Source organism: Pseudoalteromonas sp. TAP-3C, assembly GCF_059888565.1.
On the sequence record NZ_CM187618.1, the window covers coordinates 3,030,294 to 3,046,927 of the forward strand.

Consider the following 16,634-nt stretch of genomic DNA (forward strand, 5'->3'; position numbering starts at 1 on the left):
ACACTTGCCAAAGAATAAGCCTCTGAGTATAAAAACCACACTCTCTAAAAATAATAAGCGATAAGCCATGCAACAGCATCAAAGCCAACCGTTAACCGACTTTATAGAATACTCTCAAGAGGAAATGCTATCGCGCGCAGAAGAGTTTTTACAAACTAGCCAGCGCCGTCATAGTATTCGCCGCTTTAGCGACCGCCCAGTGCCGATCGAGATCATTGAAACCTGTATAAAAGCGGCAGGTACAGCCCCTAGCGGTGCAAACCACCAGCCTTGGCATTTTGTGGCCATTAATAGTAGTGATGTTAAAAAGCAAATCCGTGAAGCAGCCGAAAAATTAGAACGCTCTTTTTATGAAGGGCGAGCGGGTGAAGAATGGTTAGATGCACTAAAACCCTTAGGCACCGATGCTAACAAACCCTATTTAGAGCACGCGCCTTGGTTAATCGCGGTGTTTAGTCAAAAAAAGGGAGGTGTAAATACGGACGATAAAAACACTAATTATTATGTACATGAGTCAGTGGGGCTTGCCACTGGCTTTTTAATTCAAGCATTACATCGCGCAGGCCTTGCAACCCTTACCCATACCCCAAAACCAATGAGCTTTTTGACCGATATTTGTGACCGTGATAAAGATAACGAGCGCCCTTACATGTTGCTTGTTGCAGGTTACCCAGATAAACATGCAACAGTGCCGCTGCATGCCCTAGATAAAAAATCGATTGATGAAATAGCGAGTTTTATTTAGTGATTTTGGGTTGGGCGGTGATCAACCGCTATTTTATCGCCCGCTTTAAGACCAGCAATAACATACTGCTGGTTATTTACAACACTGCCTAAACGCACGAAACGTTTAACCAGCATTTCGTTTTCAAGTACATACACCATATTTAGCTGGCCAAATTCATGCACCCAGCGTGGGTCAATTAATATCCCTTGCGTACTTTTTATCGGTAACTGTAGTTGTGCATAAAGGCCGGGCATTAAACCAAGTTGCGCATCGGCTTCTAAACGAATAAGCAAGCTACGCGCCCTGTGATCTGCCACCGGTACAATTTCACTAACCGTTGCAGTCGTTGTTATAGCAAGCGACGGTATGCTTACTCTTAAACGATCTGCCAATTTAAGCTTTACCGCCTGTTGTTCACGTACATTAAAAGCAAGCTGTAGTTGCTTTGGATTATACAGCGCTAACAGTGGAATACCTGGTGTAACTGTATCGCCAGGTTCAACTAAACGTTCAACAACCACGCCCGATATAGGCGCTCTAATTTGCGTATAATTAAGTGATACCTGCGCCTGAGCTTGCTGTTGTTTAGCTACCGCTAAATTAGCGGTTAAATTATCAAACTTTGCTTTAGCATCATCAAGCTCACTCACTGGCACTAACCCTTGTGCTTGTAGCTCAGTGGCTCTAGTAAGTTGCTTTTTGGCTTGGCTTAACGAGGCTTGCACTGCATTAATATTCGCCTCACTTTGTGCCAAAAGTGCCTTAAAATCGTCTTGCTTAAGCGAAATAAGCAAATCACCTTGATTGACGTTGTCACCAGCACGCACATTAAAATTTTCCACTTGCGCCATTACATTTGACGAAATTTGGGTGTTTTGTTTAGCAATTACACTTCCCGGCACAGATTCTGTACGCGAAATAGTTTGCAGCTCAACAGTGACCACCTCCCCTTGGTATTGAGTCACTGGAATCTCTTTTAACCCTGCTTGTTGTTTATCACTAAAGCTACCGGCCATGTACAACACGGCCACAATAACCACAACCAATGCACTGATTGCACCTACTATTTTTGACTTACCCTGCATGTGCTTCATCCTCTGAGTTTGCAAACACTAAATAATAAACAAGCGGCACAACCAATAACGAAAACACGGTAGACGCTACAATACCAAAAATAATCGCAATCGCGAGCCCGCTAAATACCGGATCAAGGGTGATCACTAAATTACCTAATAAAGTGGTACCTGCGGTCAGGAGCACGGGGCGCATCCGCACCGTTCCTGCTGCAATAAGTGCTTGTTTAATTGCCATACCTTGGCCGCGAGCTTGATTAATAAATTCGACTAAAATGAGTGAATTACGTACTACAATACCTGCTAAGGCAATCATGCCGATCATCGCTGTGGCGGTGAATAATACCGGCTCAGGCGCACCCGCTATGGTGCGCTCACCAAACTGATTGAGTAACCAAAACCCGGGCATAATACCAATTACCGTTAACGGAATAGCCGACATAATAATTAGTGATAAACTCACCGACTGTGTCTGCACGCGTAAAATAATAAATATGGCACTGAGTGCAAACGCAAAGGCAATCCCCATATCTCTAAACACATCAATGGTTATACGCCATTCACCCTCGCCACTAAAACTAACATGCGTGCCTTGCGGTAATTGCCAAGGCGCTGTGCCGCCGTTATTAAAAAAGTGACGACCTCCCCATGATGTTTTAACAAATTCATCGCGTGATGCATTTAAATCCGCGTTCACATCAGCAATCACCTCAGCGGGTGTGCGCCCATTAAGCTCAGCCATAACATAAATCACATCGCGCTGATCTTTTCTTACTATAGTGTCGGCTACTTCTAACAGCTTAAATTCACCTAACTCTGATAAAGACACTAGCGGCCTAGGTGCACTGCTTAAGCCAAACTCGCTACTGGTTTTAGCTAAATCTCTATCACCCCTTACCTGAAGTGCAAGTAGTTGTGAAAGCTGATTTCGCTCGCTATAAGACAGTTGTAATTGTATAGGAACCGGCTGAGTTTCATTGTTTACATACAACACCCCAACCCGCTGTCCTTGTGAAGCCACACTGAGTGTTTGTGCAATATTTTGAGTGGCAATGGCACTGAGTGCCGCTTTGGTTTTATCGGTAATAAAGCGCTGCAACGGGGCCTTGGCAACCAACGAAGTGTCAACTTCAACAACATGCGGCTCTTGGCGTAAACGTGCAGCAACATTTTTAGCTGCCTGAATATGAGTCGCCTTATCAACAAAAGCATCTCGGTAAACCTCAGCAACTAAAGTGCTCAATACCGGTGGCCCTGGCGGTACTTCAACAACTTTTATTACAATGCCATCGGTTGCTAAAGTCGCGAGCTGTTCGCGCAGGCGCATAACCACCGTATGCGATTGATGTTCGCGCTCAGATTTATCAACTAATAATACCCTTAGCTCTGCAAGATTTGCTGCCTCGCGGCGATAATAACCCCGCACCATACCGTTAAAGTCCATACTTGAAGGTTGGCCAACATAGGCCGCTATTTCGCTCACCTCATTAAGCTGCCAAGTGAGGTTTTGAACATGCTTGGTAAATGCAGCTGTGCGCTCTAAATTAGTCCCCTCTGGCATATCTATCAGCACTTGCAGCTCGTTTTTATTATCAAAAGGCAGTAATTTTAATGGTACTAAGCGCATGACAGGTAACATGGCGCTGATAATAAACAACCCTAAAGTTATCCATAAAACAAGTTTAGCTCGCCCTTTTGAAGCGAGTAATGGAGCAAGTAATCTTTGGTATAAACCCGCTTTAGGCTCAAGTTCGGGTTGCTCTAAGGTGTTTGGTTTAAGCAATTTCATTGCCAGCCAAGGCGTAACAAAAAAAGCGACAAGGGTAGAGACCATTACACTAATAGGCACATTAAACGCCATAGGTGCCATGTACGGCCCCATCATGCCGGTAATAAACGCCAATGGAATAAACGCCACCATAATGGTGAGTGTAGACATAAGTAAGGCACTTCGAATTTCGCTCATTGCGCCAACAATCTGCTGTTTTTTATCGCCTTTTTTATTCAAAAAACGGCTAATATTATCAATACCCGTGATTGGGTCATCTACCAGTAAGCCCAAAGATAAAATAAGCGCAAACAACGTCACTCGGTTAATGGTATAACCAAATGCAAAATCCAGAGTCAGCGTAATGCCATAACAAATAGGCACAGCCAGCCCCACCACAACCGCAGGGCGCCAACCTAAAAACACCCCTATAAATATCACCACAGTAAATACTGCAAATACCAAACTTGATGTGAGGTTATTTACTTTTTCATTCGCTGTTTGGCCATAATCTCTTAATACTGTATAGCTAATTTCTGGGGGTAGTAGGGTATTTGAAAGTTCATCCATCATGATATGAACATCATTAGCCACCGCAACCGCATTGGTCCCCGTTTGTTTGGCTACACTTAAGGTAACCATAGGCAACTGCTGCTGATGGGTTGATTGCGCTAACCATTGGTAATACTCAGCTTCGCTTGGACCATCACTTACTGTAGCAATATCCATCAAGTAAATATTTTTGCCATTAACAACATTCACTACCAGCTGCTCTACTGCAGGTTTACTTCGTAGAACATCACCTGCTTGCAATGCAATTTGCTGCTGGCCGTCAACTATACTGCCTACTTGGGTTAGCTGGTTTGATACATTTAATGCGTAAAAAACATCGTTTAACGTTGTTTGATGTGCTGCCAGTGCGCTGGCATTTAAATTGATGGTGAGAGTGCGCGTTCGCCCAGCAATCACTTTAACTTCGCTGGTGTGTTCAATGCGTTGTAAACTATTGGCTATTTCGTTGGCAAAGCGGGTTAGTTCATAATCGCCATAAAGTTGTGGATCTTTACTGTATAGCCCTAACATTACAATAGGCACATCATCGACTTCTATTGGTCGAACTTGCCAACCTTTGATCACCGATGCCATTGTATGCTGATAACTATTTAATTTTGCGTAAGTATCTAAAATTGCTTGTTCGCGGTTGTGGCCTACTTCAAAGCGCAGCGTAACCACAGTACTGTTAGTTTGTGTGGTTGAATAAATATGTTCAACACCCACAAGCTGAGCTAATAACTTTTCAAGCGGTTGTGTTACTAATCGAGCTACTTCAGGCGCCTCAATATTTGGGGCAGATACATAAATATCGAGCATGGGTACCGTAATTTGCGGCTCCTCCTCTCGAGGCGTTTGCTTTAGCGCAAACACCCCAAGCAGTAAGGACATCACAAAAATAATAACCGGTATGCGACCACTTAAACTATTTTTTACCGCGTTATCTATTAAGCTCATTACACTTAGCCCTTACAAAATAACCCATATAAGGTACCTAACAGAACAACAGCGTTCTTATCAATCACCCGATAATAAATGGTTTGGCTTTCACGGCGCGTAGCCACTACATTTGCTTTACGCAATGCTGCCAAGTGCTGAGATAGCGCTGACTGCGATAATGGCACGGCTTCATTAAGCTGCGACACACTCATTTCGCTATCTTGCAAGGAGCACAAAATCATTAAGCGATTTTTATTGGCTAAAATTTTTAATAGCTGCTCAGCTTGTTCTACATTTTTTGCCATGGCAGTAAAGTCAATATTCATACGGTGCCCTTATACTAAAATAAGCATTGAGTATAAGGCGTTAGATTAGAAAAGTCTAATATTAGATTTTACTAATGTAGCTATATTAAATATAGTAACTGTACTCAATAAAATAATTGGCCTACTCTAATGAAACTAAACAACGCACTCAGACTAGTCGCTGGCATAATGATTGTTGTATCAATCCTTTTGCAAACCTATCACGATCCTAAGTGGATTTACTTTACCGCCTTTATCGCTGTAAGCTTAATTCAATCAGCCTTTACTAGCTGGTGCCCAATGATCACCCTATTACGCAAACTTGGCTTTAAGGAATAAATACCATGCTTACATCTATCCCCGATTTATTAAAAATAATTACCCCTAATCAACGCCGTATCGATGCCGAACAAGCTAAACAAGAGCTTGAGCAAAATAAAGGATTACTCATTGATGTGCGAGAACCGGCTGAACATGCCACCAAAGCAGCAAGCGGCGCAATTAACATTCCGCGCGGCTTACTTGAAATGAAGCTAATGGAAATAGAGAAAGACGCCGCCCGTCCTATTTATTTACACTGTGCCAGCGGTGCGCGTGCAACATTAAGTGCTGAAGCACTGACACGCGTAGGCTACGAAAACGTCACAGTTATTACCTGTAAAGCAGAAGCTGTTTGTCAGGCGTTTTAATATAACTGGCATCACAGCTTCACATAAAAGTCATACTGGTCGGATAAGCTCTTACTTTTAAATTAACGGTACTGAGCAATGACGTTTACACGAAGAAATTTTTTAAAAGCCTCGGCGGCAGGATTTGGTGTCGCCGTTTTATCATTAGGGTTAACAGCTTGTCGGTTTGACGACGAAGATGAGCAAAGTATCGATATTAGCTTTGATCATGGCGTAGCAAGTGGCGATCCGATCAGTGATAGCCTAATTTTATGGACTCGTGTAACCCCTCTAGATCCAGCAACCACCAGCATCAAAGTACAATGGCAAGCGGCAACCGACCCTGATTTTGCTAATATCAGCCACAATGGTGAAACACATATAAGTGCAGCCACAGACTTCACCCTAAAAGTCGACTTACAAGGCTTAAACGCCAATACCACTTACTATTATCGCTTTGAATCGAATGGCAAAACCTCGCCTATTGGCGCAGGTAAAACATTACCAACGGGTAGCATTGATAAAGTGAAATTTGCTGTTATATCGTGTGCTAACTACCCCGCAGGCTTTTTCCATGTGTATGGTGAAATAGCCAAGCAAACAGACATAGACGCTGTATTGCATTTAGGTGATTACATCTATGAATACGGCAATGATGGCTATGCTACTGAAGATGCTGGTATTTTAGGCCGTTTACTGCCAGAAAATAACAGCGACGAAATAATTAGCTTAGCTGATTACCGCAACCGCTATGCCCACTATCGTACTGATGCAAACTTACAAGCTGCGCATAGTCACTGTGCATTTATTACTGTGTGGGATGACCACGAAATTACCAATGACACATGGCGAAATGGTGCAGAAAACCATAATGAAGGCGAAGGTGAATTTAGCGAACGTAAGCTACATGCCCTACAGGCCTATTTTGAATGGATGCCCATTCGTAATGTGGTAGATAAAGAGCGTATTTACCGTCGCTTTGAATTTGGCGATTTAGTCTCTTTATACATGCTAGACACGCGCGTTCTAGCCCGTGATGAACAGCTAAACTATGCTGATTTTGACTTAACCAGTGCACAAGGAAAAAGTGATTTTGCAAACGCAATAAGCTCACCAACGCGCGCATTACTGGGCAATGGGCAGCTAACATGGCTCACTGATGGCATGACCACCTCAAACTCAAAATGGCAGGTAGTTGGCCAACAAGTACTGATGACCAAAATGCATCTGCCGTTTGAAGTACTGCAACTACTAGTAAGCTTACAAATTAGTCAAGCAAATGGCGGCGACATAAATGCATTATTAGCCCAAGCATCGGCATTATTTGCTGAGCTGGCACAAATCAAAGGCCGCGTGCTTGCAGGCGATCCAAGTGTTACTGATGCCGAACGCGCGCGAGTTGATTCTACTGCACCATACAATTTAGATGCATGGGATGGTTACGCCTACGAACGTGAAGTGCTGCTTGGTACTGCTATTGCCACAGAAAAGAACTTAGTGGTTTTAGCGGGTGATACTCATAACGGTTGGGCTGGGCAATTAGTTACTGATGCTGCAAACCCTATCGCCGCGTCACAAAATGCCGGTGTAGAATTTGCTACTTCTTCGGTGTCTTCGCCTGGTCTTGAAGAATACCTAGCACTGAATATGCAAGGGCCTGAAGCAACCGCACAAATGGAGCAAGTTATTGCACTATTAGTCAATGATCTTATCTATAACAACTTAGTCGATAGAGGTTACTTAACCGTGACCTTTACCCCAGAGCAAGCCACCGCTAACTGGAATTACGTGAGCAGCATTAAAACCGCTTCATACGAAATGCAAACCGAGCGCAGTAAAGAATTACGTATGCTAGCAGGTCAGCCCGTAATACAAGGGTAAAGTATCTAGGTGTTAGATAAAGTATCTAGGTGCGAGGGAAAAGGTTCTAGGTAAAAGATTAAAACAGTCCGGCGATCAGTTGTTCGCCGAGTTGTTGAAAAGGGTCAGTATGAATATTGTTTAATCATTTGTAATTCCTTTCATATTCTTAGTATCGCTATTCTTCTCAAAGTGCATGAATAAAACATGAGCGATACTTGATAGCACGATCAATACAATGCCTGCGATACCCAATAAAGTTTGAGTTTGTTGAAGAAAAATATAGCCCAAAATACTAGAAAATAGAATTTGTGCATATTCAAGCGGCATTAGCTTAGATAAGTCACTTTTATTAAAAGCAAAAAAACGTGCTGCAAGTTTAGTAATAAGGAGTCCACCATATAGCACAATTAATAGAGTGCTATTTGTATCTAAAGGTTTCCACACATAAATAGCGACGGGTAACAAGATAATCGCCGAATAGAGGGGAGCAAAAACCATTTGAGGTACAACCTTCTCTGCATTGCCTATTTTCTTTAAATTAATATTATAAATGACTAAAATAGCTACTGCTGACAGTGCAAAGACCAATCCTAGATAGAGGTTTTGCTGCGCTACTTGGCTCGCCATTAGTTTTGGTGAAAGCAACATCATCACTCCAGCTAAATTCAAAATAATAGCGATATAGACATAGGCTTTTGGTTTTTCTCTAAAGATAAACACCGACAAAATGGACGTTATAAGTGGCACAAAAAAGTTAATCGCGGTTACTTCCGCTAAACTTAAATATTGCAGAGCATAAAACAAACATATTGTTGAACTAACACCAAGCAGTCCTCTAAAAATATGTAGCTTCATTTTTTGGGGTTTGATATTTTCCCATTTACCTTTCGAGAATAATATAATGGCCGCAAAAGCAGCAATTACATTAACCAAAAAAACAACTTGGAATGGGCTGATAGCTTTACCTAAAAAACCACCGATTAGTAACATCACACTTAAAATGAGTGAATCTGACAACATCCAAATTACTGCGGTTGACTCTTTGCTAGCCATTTAATTTCTCTCCCTGTGTTTGTGTAGCACAAATATATGCCACAAAATTAGAACCCCATTATAAATCAACCACTTTGAACCCTAATGAAACTGCATCCTTTTCAGATAAAACAGCTTTAAATGATTTATTCACACAGATGTTAAGAGGCGCTGCGCTTTAGAGGAAAAACCTAAGTTAAGAGATTAGGTAACGAAATCCTAGGCGCGAGGGTGGCGTAGGTCGTGCTTTAGCGCGTTAATTCCAATAGCTAATAGATTCTCGCCATAAATGACGACCTACAGGGTAAATAATCAGGCTTTGTACCTCATGGATTTAGCTCAATAGATTTGTTGTTTCCCCCTCATTTCCTTCTCTTTGTGCAAACGTTTTTAAGCAATTTATTCACAAACAAATAGGTTATAAGCGCTGCGTGGTGAAGAGGAGTAACCTAAGCAACGCAGTATAATGTTAAGCTGTTCTCACTTTTTATCATTCATCAACGTAATTAGCATTTGCTCGATATTTTTTACACTATAGGTAAGCGAGCGGATGAGCTCTACCTGGCTTTGTGGTTCATCGTTATTAGATTGGGCTGGCTGATCTGCAGTGAGGTTATCTTTTTGAGTTAGGATGGCTTCACGAAATTCATCTGCATTCATTACGCCCAATAGCGAAACCAAAGCTCCTTGACCAGATTGCCCTGCCGTTTCAAAACTTAAGCGGTATAAGCCAAACAAACGCATAAGCGGCCCTTGACTTAATCCAACATCAGTGATTTTTTCAAGTGGAATCGATTTTTCTTCTTTAAACAAAATACCACGTTTGATCACTAGTTTTCGCGCTAGTAAATCGGCCGACATAGCCGCTAATACTCGCCCAGCAATCAGCCAAACAATAACTAACACAACCGGTATAAGCACAATAGTTACAACTGGAAAAAAGCTCAATATTGCAGCTAAACACATCCAGTATTGTTTAACTTTTGGATCAAACGACGCACTTTTTAAAATAATATTAGCCATAGTTTTTTATTGTTTGCGAAAAGACCTTTAAATTACAGCAATTATCAATTGCACGCAATTTAACCGCCCAGATCATTAAAATCCCACAACCACTTTGATCGCCAGCGTAATAAACACCACACCTAATAATCTATCTAACCATACATTTTGTTTAGTAAAACCAAAGCGTTTTTTAGACACCTCAGTAAGTAAAGCCACCAATAAATACCAGCCGGTATCTATCACAAAAACCGTCAAGCACATAATAACGCCAATACTTAAAGTAAGATTCTCTGGGTCAATAAATTGTGAAAATAACGCCAGAAAGAAAATTGCCAGCTTAGGGTTTAAAAATGCAATCGCAAAGCCATCTTGTAAAGCTTTACCAGCACTGACCTCACTTTTTTGAACTTGCAGCTCGCTGTTGTTAGGTTTTGAAAATAGTATTTTCAAACCTAAATACGCTAAATACGCGGCGCCTAAATGCACCAGTATTTGATAAACAGTTGGAAACTGCGTCATTAAAGCGCCTAAGCCTAATAACGATGCACCAGCATACAAGCCAACGCCAGTACCATGGCTGAGCGCTGCCAGCATGCCATTTTTCATACTGCCATTAAGTGAGTGCTTTAAAACCACCGCTAAACTGGGCCCTGGCGACATTGCGCCTATCATGCAAATAGCCGCTAGACTTAACCATACTGAAAGTGTCATTTAAAGCTCTTCATTTTTAATACTATTGATTTTTTATCTATTGATGCCATATCTATACCTTAATCATCAATAAGAATCTACTATGCCAACAGTTAAGTCCGCTTCAGATAAAGCTGCTTTTAGTGCTTTATTTCCCATATTTAATTTTATTAAACCTTATAAATGGGTGGTTTTAGGAGCTCTGGTGGCATTACTTGCCACCGCAGGGGTTAACTTATCGTTGGGCCAAGGCGTTAAATTTGTGATTGACCATGGATTTATTGCCGGTTCTCAAGCGCAATTAAAACAAGCTGTTTTGGTATTAATTGGCTTGATCAGTTTATTGGCGGTGGGTACATTCAGCCGATTTTATTTAATGTCGTGGATTGGCGAGCGAGTCAGTAACGATATCAGAAAAGCCGTATTTAATCGTATTGTTACTTTTCACCCGAGTTATTTTGAAGAAAATCGCAGTGGCGAGCTGATGTCGCGACTCACCACCGACACCACCTTATTACAATCTATTATAGGTTCGTCATTTTCGATGGCGCTGCGCAGTGTGCTTATGCTGATGGGTGGTTTGATTATGCTGCTGGTTACTAATTTAAAGCTCACCTTGGTGGTGGTTGCCTGTGTGCCTTTAGTACTGGTGCCTATGATAGTGTTTGGTAAAAAGGTGCGCAAACTGGCAAGCTCCAGCCAAGATGCGATTGCCGATATCAGCACCTACGCTGGTGAGATCATTCAAAACATAAAAGTGGTACAGAGTTACAGCCACGAACAACGTGAACAACACGCTTTTGCACTTGAAACCGAAAAAGCCTTTAACGTGGCTAAAAGCCGAATTAAACAACGCTCATTTTTAATTGCAGCAGTTATCTTTCTGACCTTTAGTGCTATTAGTACCATGCTCTGGGTAGGCGGTAGCGATGTGCTCGCAGGCACCATGACAGGTGGTGAACTTGGCGCGTTTGTGTTTTATGCGGTTATGGTGGCTATGTCGGTTGCCACCGTTGCTGAGGTTTATGGCGAACTACAACGCGCCGCAGGTGCTGCTGCCCGCCTACTCGAACTGCTTGCGGTTGAAAGTAAAATACAAAACCCAGCCATCCCAAAAGATGAGTACTTACATGCAACGACCAGCAACAGTGCCATTTCACTTGAAGGTGTTAGTTTTAATTACCCTTCTCGTCCAGATGTAAGCGCATTAAATAATATCAGCTTAAATATTGAAACAGGTAAAACCGTGGCTATTGTTGGCCCTTCCGGTGCCGGTAAAACCACCTTGTTTGAATTGTTACAGCGCTTTTACGATCCAGCCAGCGGAGCAATTAAGTTCCATACTATAAATATTAAAGAGTTGTCGTTAAACACCTTGCGCAACAAAATGGGCATGGTGGCACAAAACCCGATTTTATTTAGTGCTGATGTTATGCATAACATTCGCTATGGCAACCCAAACGCCAGTGACGAACAAGTTTATGCAGCCGCCAAACATGCGCATGCCGATGAATTTATAAAGCAGTTACCACAAGGCTATAACAGCTTTTTAGGTGAACAAGGTGTTAGGCTTTCGGGCGGACAAAAGCAACGTATTGTTCTTGCCCGCGCTATTTTAAAAGACCCTGACATACTGCTACTCGATGAAGCTACCAGCGCCCTTGATGCACAAAGTGAGCATCATGTTCAGGCCGCGCTTGAGCACTTAATGCAAAATAGAACAACGCTGATTATTGCCCACCGCCTCGCCACAGTAAAACACGCCGATATGATAGTGGTAATGGAAAATGGCGAAATAAAAGCCACAGGCACACATCAGCAATTAATGGCGAGTAACCCGCTGTATAAAAAGCTATGTGAATTACAGTTTAATCTAGATTAGCCTTGTGTATTTGGCACAATCTGAATTTCTACGCGGCGGTTTTGCGCACGACCATTCGCGGTATCGTTAGTAGCAATTGGGCGTGATTCACCAAAGCCGCTCGTACTTACTCGTGCAGCCATAATTTGTTGGTTTACTAGGTAATTTTTCACACTTTGTGCACGCTGCTCTGAAAGAGTCATGTTATAGCTGTCTTTACCCGTACTATCAGTGTGGCCTTCAACACTTAAATAGGTTTTTTCGTATTTATTCATCACGCTTGCAATGGCATTTAGCGTGTCATGAAAGCCCGATGAAATGTAAGATTGATCGCTCGCAAAGGTAATATTAGCTGGCATCACCAAACGTAAGTTATCGCCTTCACGAACTACCTCCACTCCCGAACCTGCTAGCTCATCGCGAAAAGCCGCTTCTTGTTTATCCATGTAATCACCCACGGCAGCACCGGCTAGTGCACCAATAGCCGCACCAATAAAAATACGCTTATCTTTATGGTTACCTGTCGCTTTACCTAAAATACCACCCGCTGCAGCACCGATAGCGGCGCCTTTACCTGTGTTATTCATTTCACAGCCAGAAAGTAATACAGCAACAACAGTGACACTTAAAAGTGATTTAGTTAACGTCATGGGAATTTCCTATTCTTCTAGAATTTTTAATGAAGTATGCAAATACATGCATGAACAGATGGTGAAGACTACCTCAAAATAGCTCGCGCTGCTTAATAATTACTAATTAATGCTAATAAATAATAAAAGTGGCATACTTATTTACGATTATTTCACCATTAATAAAAGGTTATTGCCACTATGCTAATTGCGATTTTTAGACAGTTTTTTTTACTTGGCTGCATGAGCTTTGGCGGCCCTGCGGCTCATCTGGGTTATTTTAAGCACCACTTTGTCGATTCGCTTCGCTGGTTGAGCACAAATAGATATGCACAGCTAATTAGCCTAAGCCAAGCCTTGCCGGGCCCAGGGTCGAGCCAAGTTAGTTTTGCTATTGGTGTTGAGCGCGCAGGTGTACTTGGTGGTATTGCTGCGTTTATTGGCTTTACTCTGCCTTCGTTTTTAATTATGACGCTGCTTGCGATTAGTGCTCATCAATTTGACGCCGTTTATTTTGCCGTTATTACTGGCTTAAAACTATTTGCTGTGGTGATTGTGGCCGATGCGACCATTAGTATGGCCAAAAGCTTTTGCAGCAACTTAATACTTAAATTCATCGCGGTTATTAGCACGCTAGCACTGGTTTTTTTTCCTATGTTAGGCACTCAAATCGCCATTTTAATAACCGCTGCCATTATCGGTGCTTTATGGCCTTTACTCAACTTAGCTCAATCTACAGAAGATGTCAGCAGGGGGGAAAATAACATCAATTGGATTGCTCTTGGCTTATTTGCACTACTCCTTGCCATTAGCTTTATTCCACTAGGGCAAGAGTTTGCGTTATTTGCCCCCTTTTACCAAGCCGGTGCAATGGTGTTTGGTGGCGGGCATGTAGTGTTGCCAGTACTTCAAGCGGGCGTACCAACATTAAGCGATGATCAGTTTTTAACGGCTTACGCCAGTGCTCAGGCTATACCTGGGCCCATGTTTACAATAGCGACCTACTTAGGCGCGCAGTTAAACACCGAGCAACCAATAATGGGCGCAATCATAGCCACATTATTGATATTTACCCCTGGTTTTTTACTGATGCTCGCCTTTCAAAAAAGCTGGATTAATTTAGCAAACAAGCCGCGTTTTGCCAGCTCAATTGCCGCGCTTAATGCAGCTGTGGTTGGCTTTTTAGCAGCCGCCTTATATTCACCCATTTGGAGCTCAGCTATAAACGATCTGTGGCAAATTGCGTTGGTGATTGCGGCGTTTATATGGCTACGTATGAAAAAGCCACCTATTTGGTGGCTATTACTACTTTTTATTGGCGCTGGCCTTGGGCAATATTATTGGGCACTTTAATAATAGGTTTATCTGACATTTTATTACTGTCGGCTGGGCTTAATTGCCCACTGACACTTTGGTAAGCTCGCAGTCCAAATACTGGCAAAACAGCCAATAAATGATCCATAATTTCGGCCTGTAGATGCTCATACGATACCCAACGTTTATCTTTACTAAAACAGTAAAATTCAATCGGTAAACCATGGTTAAGCGGTTGTAGCTCACGCACCATGAGTGTGAGCGAGGTGTTAACTTTACTGTGCTGCTTTAAATACCCCTCAGCATAGCGACGAAATAGCCCTAAGTTAGAAACTGGATCAGGCAGCGCCCCTACTCGAATGTATTCTTGCAATGGGATAGCCGCTTCTATTTGTGCTTTGTAGTTATCATCAACTAAAAAAATGCTATTCATATCAATATTTAATGCTCTTTTAATACGCCGCCCGCCAGACTCTTGCATACCGCGCCAATTTTTAAATGAGCCTGCCACCAGCATATAAGTAGGAATAGTGGTTATCGTATTATCCCAGTTACGCACTTTTACAGTATTGAGCCCTAAATCAATGACTTCGCCGTCGGCGCCATAATTATCAACTTGGATCCAATCACCATACGTAACTAAACGATTAGCCGCAATTTGAATACTGGCCACAAAACCTAAAATAGTGTCTTTAAATACCAATAACGTGACCGCTGCAATTGCACCAAAGCCTGATAAAATATACGTGGGTGATTTTTCTAATACGATACTGACTATTAATATTGAACACACAATAAAAGTGATTAGCTTAACCACTTGAATTAAGCCCTGAATTGGCACTTCTCGGGCAAAATCTAATTGGTTATAAATAGCACCCGCAATACTCACTAAGCTGCTTATTATAAAGCCTGCATAAATGATAAGCAGCGCTTGGCCAATTGTTTTTAAAATTTCTTGGGCAAGTGCATTAACTGGATAAATGCTGTCGAATGTGGCTAAAAACAGCACACAACATAACAGGCTAGCAACTCGTTTATTGAGTTTCGTGAGCACAGGCGATAAAACCCCTATGCGCTCAGGAGAAAGCTTAGTCACTATTTTTTGAATGCCTGGTAACATCAGCCGACGAGTAAATAAATACACCAGCAAAAGCGAAATAATGCCAATAAATGAAGCGGTGATGGCACTGAGAAAAAAAGCATCAGGGACTTTTTCAAACCAAGGTGCTATCAGCTGCTGTAGATGAGTTTTGGTCATGGTATTTTAATTTCCTTGCAGGGTGAATTCAGCACCTGCTTGATTATTTTTGTTCAAGATTGGCCAGCGTCTGGTTTTTGTCTTCCCAGAGACGGTTTAACTCACTTTGAAAACGGACTCTAAAATCAGCATCATTAGTGTAATCTCCAATTAAATGTTCACTCACTTGGTTTACTTCAATGCATACATTGATATTTTTTACTTTACCTGCAGCAAAATCCATAAAGGTAGGGATACCATCGGGATAATGAATAGTGACATTTACCACCTTAGAAATTTGTTCACCCATGGCTTGCATTACAAAAGCCACACCACCCGCTTTAGGTTTCAGTAAATAAGGAAAAGGGCTATTTTGACGCGCGTGCTTTTGCGGCGTAAAACGCGTACCTTCAACAAAATTAACCACACTGACTGGCATTTCTTTAAATTTTTCACACGCTTTACGAGTTGTTTCTAAATCTTTACCGCGTAATTTAGGGTTCTTTTTTAATTGGCTTTTACTGGTGCGAGTCATAAATGGGAAATCAAGCGCCCACCAGCATAAGCCCAAGACGGGCACATAAATTAACTCTTTTTTTAAAAAAAAGTTTAAAAAGGGTATCTTACGATTAAACACCCGCTGCAATACTAAAATGTCTACCCAACTTTGGTGGTTTGCAATAACCAAGTACCAATCCTTTAATTTAAGACTTTCAAGGCCGGTCACATTGAGTTGTGTAGGAGTGAACACACTTTGGTTTAGAGTATTAAAAGTCACCCAAATAGAGGCACATCGCTTAGCCGTCCAACTCATTAATTTTTGTAGCGGTTTAATCGGGATAAGCTTAACAAGGCCACAAATAAAAATAGGCACAAACCAAAAAAGGGTGTTAATTGTGTAAAAGAAAATACTAAATACACTGCGAATAACTGACATTACTTCTATTCCTTTATACATTGCGCAGCCATAA

15 protein-coding genes are annotated in these 16,634 nt (G+C 41.9%); 6 read left to right on the top strand and 9 right to left on the bottom strand.

The window, feature by feature from the left end:
- Nucleotides 1-67 precede the first annotated feature (67 nt).
- Nucleotides 68-745 carry a nitroreductase family protein gene (locus tag AC6H44_RS14225; RefSeq protein ID WP_500736278.1) on the top strand — a complete coding sequence of 226 codons (678 nt, stop codon included), beginning with the start codon at nucleotides 68-70 and terminating at the stop codon, nucleotides 743-745.
- Here the strand turns inward: AC6H44_RS14225 and AC6H44_RS14230 are convergent.
- From AC6H44_RS14230 to AC6H44_RS14240, 3 genes are read right to left on the bottom strand one after another with little or no spacing between them, the layout of a single operon-like run.
- Nucleotides 742-1,812 (bottom strand): efflux RND transporter periplasmic adaptor subunit, encoded by a 1,071-nt coding sequence (locus AC6H44_RS14230; protein ID WP_500736279.1) that lies wholly within the window; start codon nucleotides 1,810-1,812, stop codon nucleotides 742-744. The two genes, AC6H44_RS14225 and AC6H44_RS14230, sit on opposite strands and share 4 nt — an antisense overlap.
- Complete coding sequence (locus AC6H44_RS14235) at nucleotides 1,802-5,077, bottom strand: efflux RND transporter permease subunit (protein ID WP_500736280.1); 3,276 nt, start codon at nucleotides 5,075-5,077, stop codon at nucleotides 1,802-1,804. Before AC6H44_RS14235 ends, AC6H44_RS14230 begins: the two co-directional genes overlap by 11 nt.
- A 5-nt stretch (nucleotides 5,078-5,082) precedes the next feature.
- Nucleotides 5,083-5,385 (bottom strand): ArsR/SmtB family transcription factor, encoded by a 303-nt coding sequence (locus AC6H44_RS14240; RefSeq protein ID WP_500736281.1) that lies wholly within the window; start codon nucleotides 5,383-5,385, stop codon nucleotides 5,083-5,085.
- Between the two features lie 129 nt (nucleotides 5,386-5,514).
- Here AC6H44_RS14240 and AC6H44_RS14245 point away from each other — a divergent pair, with 129 nt between their 5' ends.
- The 3 genes from AC6H44_RS14245 (at nucleotide 5,515) to AC6H44_RS14255 (ending at nucleotide 7,913) form a co-directional block, all read left to right on the top strand.
- Nucleotides 5,515-5,703, top strand: a complete 189-nt coding sequence (locus AC6H44_RS14245) for a YgaP family membrane protein (RefSeq protein WP_500736283.1) — start codon at nucleotides 5,515-5,517, stop codon at nucleotides 5,701-5,703.
- A 5-nt stretch (nucleotides 5,704-5,708) separates the two neighbouring features.
- The gene (locus AC6H44_RS14250) at nucleotides 5,709-6,053 is read left to right on the top strand and encodes a rhodanese-like domain-containing protein (RefSeq protein WP_500736284.1); all 345 of its coding nucleotides are present in this window, start codon (nucleotides 5,709-5,711) and stop codon (nucleotides 6,051-6,053) included.
- A 78-nt stretch (nucleotides 6,054-6,131) separates the two neighbouring features.
- The gene (locus AC6H44_RS14255; RefSeq protein WP_500736285.1) at nucleotides 6,132-7,913 is read left to right on the top strand and encodes an alkaline phosphatase D family protein; all 1,782 of its coding nucleotides are present in this window, start codon (nucleotides 6,132-6,134) and stop codon (nucleotides 7,911-7,913) included.
- Between the two features lie 120 nt (nucleotides 7,914-8,033).
- On the opposite strand, the gene AC6H44_RS14260 is transcribed toward AC6H44_RS14255, so the two are convergent.
- The 3 genes from AC6H44_RS14260 to AC6H44_RS14270 all read right to left on the bottom strand — a co-directional run bounded on the left by AC6H44_RS14260 (nucleotide 8,034) and on the right by AC6H44_RS14270 (nucleotide 10,643).
- On the bottom strand, nucleotides 8,034-8,948 hold the full coding sequence (locus tag AC6H44_RS14260; protein ID WP_500736286.1) for a DMT family transporter: 915 nt from the start codon (nucleotides 8,946-8,948) through the stop codon (nucleotides 8,034-8,036).
- A 459-nt stretch (nucleotides 8,949-9,407) separates the two neighbouring features.
- Nucleotides 9,408-9,950 carry a PH domain-containing protein gene (locus tag AC6H44_RS14265; RefSeq protein ID WP_500736287.1) on the bottom strand — a complete coding sequence of 181 codons (543 nt, stop codon included), beginning with the start codon at nucleotides 9,948-9,950 and terminating at the stop codon, nucleotides 9,408-9,410.
- A 75-nt stretch (nucleotides 9,951-10,025) separates the two neighbouring features.
- Nucleotides 10,026-10,643 (bottom strand): LysE family translocator, encoded by a 618-nt coding sequence (locus AC6H44_RS14270; protein WP_500736288.1) that lies wholly within the window; start codon nucleotides 10,641-10,643, stop codon nucleotides 10,026-10,028.
- A gap of 82 nt (nucleotides 10,644-10,725) precedes the next feature.
- Here AC6H44_RS14270 and AC6H44_RS14275 point away from each other — a divergent pair, with 82 nt between their 5' ends.
- Nucleotides 10,726-12,504 (top strand): ABC transporter transmembrane domain-containing protein, encoded by a 1,779-nt coding sequence (locus AC6H44_RS14275; RefSeq protein WP_500736289.1) that lies wholly within the window; start codon nucleotides 10,726-10,728, stop codon nucleotides 12,502-12,504.
- On the opposite strand, the gene AC6H44_RS14280 is transcribed toward AC6H44_RS14275, so the two are convergent.
- A complete protein-coding gene (locus AC6H44_RS14280; RefSeq protein ID WP_500736290.1) occupies nucleotides 12,501-13,133 on the bottom strand; it encodes a YiaD family glycine zipper/OmpA-like lipoprotein in 633 nt (210 codons plus the stop codon). The two genes, AC6H44_RS14275 and AC6H44_RS14280, sit on opposite strands and share 4 nt — an antisense overlap.
- A 180-nt stretch (nucleotides 13,134-13,313) precedes the next feature.
- Between AC6H44_RS14280 and chrA the strand changes: the two genes are divergently transcribed.
- A complete protein-coding gene (chrA, locus tag AC6H44_RS14285; RefSeq protein ID WP_500736291.1) occupies nucleotides 13,314-14,465 on the top strand; it encodes a chromate efflux transporter in 1,152 nt (383 codons plus the stop codon).
- Here the strand turns inward: chrA and AC6H44_RS14290 are convergent.
- Together AC6H44_RS14290 and yihG are read right to left on the bottom strand one after the other, a co-directional pair.
- Complete coding sequence (locus AC6H44_RS14290; protein ID WP_500736293.1) at nucleotides 14,425-15,684, bottom strand: mechanosensitive ion channel family protein; 1,260 nt, start codon at nucleotides 15,682-15,684, stop codon at nucleotides 14,425-14,427. The two genes, chrA and AC6H44_RS14290, sit on opposite strands and share 41 nt — an antisense overlap.
- A 43-nt stretch (nucleotides 15,685-15,727) precedes the next feature.
- Entirely contained in the window at nucleotides 15,728-16,600 is an 873-nt protein-coding gene (gene yihG / locus AC6H44_RS14295) for a 1-acylglycerol-3-phosphate O-acyltransferase, YihG family (protein ID WP_500736294.1), read from the bottom strand.
- Nucleotides 16,601-16,634 lie beyond the last annotated feature (34 nt).

Excerpts from the sequence above, each read along its gene's own strand:
- yihG (WP_500736294.1), bottom strand. The coding sequence starts at position 16,600 with ATGTCAGTTATTCGCAGTGTATTTAGTATTTTCTTTTACACAATTAAC.
- AC6H44_RS14290 (WP_500736293.1), bottom strand. The coding sequence starts at position 15,684 with ATGACCAAAACTCATCTACAGCAGCTGATAGCACCTTGGTTTGAAAAA.
- chrA (WP_500736291.1), top strand. The coding sequence starts at position 13,314 with ATGCTAATTGCGATTTTTAGACAGTTTTTTTTACTTGGCTGCATGAGC.
- AC6H44_RS14230 (WP_500736279.1), bottom strand. The coding sequence starts at position 1,812 with ATGCAGGGTAAGTCAAAAATAGTAGGTGCAATCAGTGCATTGGTTGTG.
- AC6H44_RS14225 (WP_500736278.1), top strand. The coding sequence starts at position 68 with ATGCAACAGCATCAAAGCCAACCGTTAACCGACTTTATAGAATACTCT.
- AC6H44_RS14265 (WP_500736287.1), bottom strand. The coding sequence starts at position 9,950 with ATGGCTAATATTATTTTAAAAAGTGCGTCGTTTGATCCAAAAGTTAAA.
- AC6H44_RS14245 (WP_500736283.1), top strand. The coding sequence starts at position 5,515 with ATGAAACTAAACAACGCACTCAGACTAGTCGCTGGCATAATGATTGTT.
- AC6H44_RS14240 (WP_500736281.1), bottom strand. The coding sequence starts at position 5,385 with ATGAATATTGACTTTACTGCCATGGCAAAAAATGTAGAACAAGCTGAG.
- AC6H44_RS14235 (WP_500736280.1), bottom strand. The coding sequence starts at position 5,077 with ATGAGCTTAATAGATAACGCGGTAAAAAATAGTTTAAGTGGTCGCATA.
- AC6H44_RS14255 (WP_500736285.1), top strand. The coding sequence starts at position 6,132 with ATGACGTTTACACGAAGAAATTTTTTAAAAGCCTCGGCGGCAGGATTT.
- AC6H44_RS14275 (WP_500736289.1), top strand. The coding sequence starts at position 10,726 with ATGCCAACAGTTAAGTCCGCTTCAGATAAAGCTGCTTTTAGTGCTTTA.
- AC6H44_RS14260 (WP_500736286.1), bottom strand. The coding sequence starts at position 8,948 with ATGGCTAGCAAAGAGTCAACCGCAGTAATTTGGATGTTGTCAGATTCA.
- AC6H44_RS14270 (WP_500736288.1), bottom strand. The coding sequence starts at position 10,643 with ATGACACTTTCAGTATGGTTAAGTCTAGCGGCTATTTGCATGATAGGC.
- AC6H44_RS14250 (WP_500736284.1), top strand. The coding sequence starts at position 5,709 with ATGCTTACATCTATCCCCGATTTATTAAAAATAATTACCCCTAATCAA.
- AC6H44_RS14280 (WP_500736290.1), bottom strand. The coding sequence starts at position 13,133 with ATGACGTTAACTAAATCACTTTTAAGTGTCACTGTTGTTGCTGTATTA.